Source organism: Paenibacillus sp. J22FR5 (assembly GCF_059691975.1).
Map to the genome: position 1 here is coordinate 1 of NZ_JCAUAN010000065.1, position 4,037 is coordinate 4,037.

Genomic DNA, 4,037 nt, shown 5'->3' on the forward strand with positions numbered 1-4,037 from the left:
GAGCGCCTCCTTGATGATGTTGGGTTAAACCCGTTGATAAAACCATCATACCGAGGCGCTCATTTTCTTTCAAAGTCCATTTCTTAGCACTAACAGGAATGTTTAGCTCAATCGTTGCCCCTTACCAGCTTACGTTTAAAATTCATCTAATTTAACCTGTTGTTGAAAAAGGTTTTCAGTTACGCATAACAATACAAGTTCTTGTCATCATTCGGCAAACGATATATGTTCTTGTCATTGGCTTTTGACAAGAACATATATCGTTAAAACAAAAAAAGCCGCAACTACGCGACTTTTAAGCTTATATGTTCTTGTCACCCGACATTATTCTGTAAGTAATGGGATGTTATCCGTTGAATCAAAAGTGATTGCATTGAGGAATCAAAACCAGTTACATTCCACATCCGTGAAGAATTTGTGAAGCAAAAGCGGTTGCATTCAATTGTCAATATTAACAGTATGCAACCACTCTTATAAATTAACGAATGAAAATCGTATTTAGTACGTAAATAATGATACCCTTATCCGTGTGTTATAACGTTGAAAAATTGCTGCATTGAGGAAGAAAAACCAGTTACATCCATTCGTTTGTAGTTCCTCGTTCAGAGACAAAGATTGGAGTCTTTGTGCTACATCATCATGTAAAGTAAAGGAAAACAATAATTGTTAATTACAACCCATCATAAAATTCCATGAAATGCAAAAACGAATCGATAACTCATGCGTCAAATTCACTCATTTTACATCAATTTGATGTTACCTAACACACGAACTTCAACGGCCACACCGCAATGGACTGAACATACACTATCACGGTAGAATAAAGGAAAAATCGTTCATTCTTCTATCATTTCCACCTCTTATATGGTGGATTTTGGTAAATATGACAACTGCCATGTCAATACTTGTCAAGAAAAGTAGATTTATGTCGGTAACTCATGGTACTATTTTCCTGTAGTAAAATTTACTTTAGGAGTGGTCATGATGTCATCATCACAAATTTTAAAACAAAAAATTATTCAAAAGGCATGGGAAGACAATTCTTTTAAGGAACAACTTCTTTCTAACCCAAAAGCTGCTCTTAAAGAAGCATTTGGTGTAGATGTTCCTGATCATGTAGGACTTAAAGCTTTTGAAGAGACAGATACTGAATTTATACTTGTTATTCCCACAAATCCTGCTAAAATCTTGAAAGCTTCGAACGGTACAGACGCGCAATGGTAATTTTCTTGTCATTATAATAATAAGGGGTACTTCAGTCATTGAAGTGCCCCTTCTCTATTATTCTAATTATGATTAATTGAGGGAAATCTAATAACAACCTCCGTTCCAGCTTTTTTTTGACTACTAAACTTTATTGTCCCTTTCATTGCTTCAATTATTCGGAATGTAACCATTAGACCAAGCCCTGTTCCCTTTGTTTTCGTTGAGAAATAGGGTTCTCCAAGCTTTGCTAATTGGGCTGGTTCAATTCCAACTCCGTTATCTTTAATGTGTATTACTACTTCACCACTCTCTTCGTAAGCCCTTATGTGAATTTGCCCATCCTTTTGAAAAGCCTCAATACTATTTTTCAATATGTTAATTAAGGCCTGTTTTAATTTTGAGGAGTTCCCTAGCATGTACAGATCACTAGGAATATTAATATACACCATTCCCCCATATGAAGTTGCTAAAGGAACGATGATCCCTTCAATTTGTTTCAATTCTTTTGAAATGTTTAATTCTTTGAATTCTTCTAACTGTGGTTTTGCGAATGTCAAGAAATCGCTAATAATTTCAGAAGCTCTGTCCAATTCACCAATAGCTATTCCTATATAACCCTTATTTTTTTCATTCGAGCTTGCTGTAATAAGCTGTAAAAAACCACGTGTAACTTGTAGAGGGTTTCTTATTTCATGTGCGACAGATGCGGTAAGTGAACTAATAATCTCCATTTTTTCAGACAGTTGTAGCCTCTGGTTATAGAATTCAAGCTCTTTAGAGTAATTAATCAGTAAATCTTGAGAAGCAGCAAGACGTCTTCCCAATATGACGATTAGAGCACAATTAAATCCTATTATTCCCCATTTCCACAAAAAGAGCTGATGTGTCTGAAGACTAAAATAGTACCAAGTGAGGTCAATTATTGCTAATAAAGTAAATATGCCAAAGCCCGTGGCAAATATTAAAGCATCTTTATTTCCTCTCTTTGCAAAAACTACAGAGAAGCTAATAAGCAATAGAAATTGTATAATCATGATATAACCTAATACTGTAGAAGTCATAAAATAATACGCGATATTATATTTATAATTACTAATTTGATTTATTGCCATAAACAAAACATAAAAAAGTGAATAAACGATTTGAAATCTTCTAAAGCCTCGAATTATAATAAGCTGTCCATTTTCAAATACTTTTTCAAAATAAAAGCTCAGAGTCGGTAAGAAGACAGCCAGTGATATATCAAACAAGTCGGAATAAATAGCCCCATAATCGCCAAAATAAACAAATGTAAAAGGGGTATTTGTAATAAAAATAGTTCCCATTGTTAGAAAGATAATACTCAATGAAATCCAACTTGCGATCTGTGATCTTTTTAAAAAGATGGAACAAATAAGCATAATCATAGCAATAAAAATTGACGCACAACCTATAATAATACTCCCTAAATCACGTAATAAAAATTGTCGCATTAGACTAGTATGTTTACCAAGTTCAATTTTTGAGTTTATTCCTAATCTATCAAGGCTAGTTTTTAGTTTTAGGTAGATGTTCTTCCCGGCGTCTTCACTACTTAATGGGATTAAAATGCGCTGTACATCAAACGGGAATCCATAATTTATTTCATATACCAGTTGATCTTCTAAATACACTGAGATATTTTGAGCATAAATTTCGCTTATTAGAATACTATATTGATTTGGTAGCTTTGATGGCAATTCCACTTTTGCCCAAGCTGTCGAAGTTTCTTTGGGTTTCTCAGGAAATTCCCTATAGTCAGGTATCACATTCCAGTTTAAATTAGGAATATCCTCTATTTCTTCAATTGTCTGATTCTCGTGTCCCCAAAGAATTCTCCATTCTGTAATAATGTTCTTATCATTTTGACTTTGTGCAAGCAGATGGGATGAGTTGAAACCGCATCCAATTAAAATCATTACTAATGCGATCCAAAGGGATCTTTGTATAATTTTCATTTAACTCACCTTCCCAATATAATATTAATCTTCTATTTTCTATATTTTTCGACATAATCCTTTTTTCTATGAACATATATTCCTATTCAACAACTTTCTACAAAACTGTTATTTTGTTGAATGTTGTAAGACGCGCAAAAGGACCCCGCTCTATATGCTCTTCTACAAATGTTCGGCGACTATCCGTTGAAGCAAAAGTGATTGCATTGAGAAGCAAAACCAGTAGCATTCCCCATCCGTGAAGAATTCGTGAAGCAAAAGTGGTTGCATTCAATTGTCAATATTAACAGTATGCAACCACTTTTAGTTCACAAAATTATTGAAGAAAAAGTGGTTGCAATCAAAAAAAGCCCTCATTTTAAAAGAAACCCCTTCGGCAAATCAGCAGCAGCTGTCCAGCGACATTAAACTACTCCCTTTATTGACATTAAAATATCCCCATTCAACTAATATTAATCGCGTCCCGAAGTGGGCTGAAGTTTCGCCCCTAAGAAAACTTAAAAAAGAACAATTTAAAGACAGCTATTTATTGTATGGGACTACTTTAATGTCATTAACTGAGAATAGCACCATTTTAGTGTCGCAACTTCTTTGCTAGGAACTATTTCAATGTCATTATCCATCAATTTTGTCTACAGCTTGCTCTACCGTTACTTTAACAAAACACAAAAGAGGAGCTGCCGTGAAGCAAGCCCCTCAACTATCGTTTTTCGTTAGAATTCCTGTGGAACGAATAATTTGGAGTTTGAATAAAAAAGAGCGCCTCTGTACGATGGGAGTACGTAACGGGTCTACAGCCCTTAAAATCCCACATCAGGAGGTCGCTCTACTATGAAGTTTAAATCACAAGATAAA

At 34.6% G+C, this 4,037-nt stretch carries 3 protein-coding genes; 2 read left to right on the forward strand and 1 reads right to left on the reverse strand.

Going from position 1 to position 4,037, the window contains the following annotated elements; all coding sequences use genetic code 11:
* The first annotated feature begins 984 nt into the window (after positions 1-984).
* Positions 985-1,224 carry an NHLP leader peptide family RiPP precursor gene (locus tag AC58P7_RS33310; protein ID WP_497350341.1) on the forward strand — a complete coding sequence of 80 codons (240 nt, stop codon included), beginning with the start codon at positions 985-987 and terminating at the stop codon, positions 1,222-1,224.
* 62 nt (positions 1,225-1,286) lie between these two features.
* Here the strand turns inward: AC58P7_RS33310 and AC58P7_RS33315 are convergent, their stop codons facing one another.
* Positions 1,287-3,182: an ATP-binding protein gene (locus AC58P7_RS33315; RefSeq protein WP_497350342.1), complete on the reverse strand. Its 1,896-nt coding sequence runs from the start codon at positions 3,180-3,182 to the stop codon at positions 1,287-1,289.
* Between the two features lie 319 nt (positions 3,183-3,501).
* Between AC58P7_RS33315 and AC58P7_RS33320 the strand changes: the two genes are divergently transcribed.
* Positions 3,502-3,780, forward strand: coding sequence for a hypothetical protein (locus AC58P7_RS33320; protein WP_497350343.1), 279 nt, complete (start codon positions 3,502-3,504; stop codon positions 3,778-3,780).
* Positions 3,781-4,037 lie beyond the last annotated feature (257 nt).

What these genes read in the sequence shown, in the direction of transcription:
- AC58P7_RS33310 (WP_497350341.1), top strand. Translation starts at nt 985, where the DNA reads ATGTCATCATCACAAATTTTAAAACAAAAAATTATTCAAAAGGCATGG.
- AC58P7_RS33315 (WP_497350342.1), bottom strand. Translation starts at nt 3,182, where the DNA reads ATGAAAATTATACAAAGATCCCTTTGGATCGCATTAGTAATGATTTTA.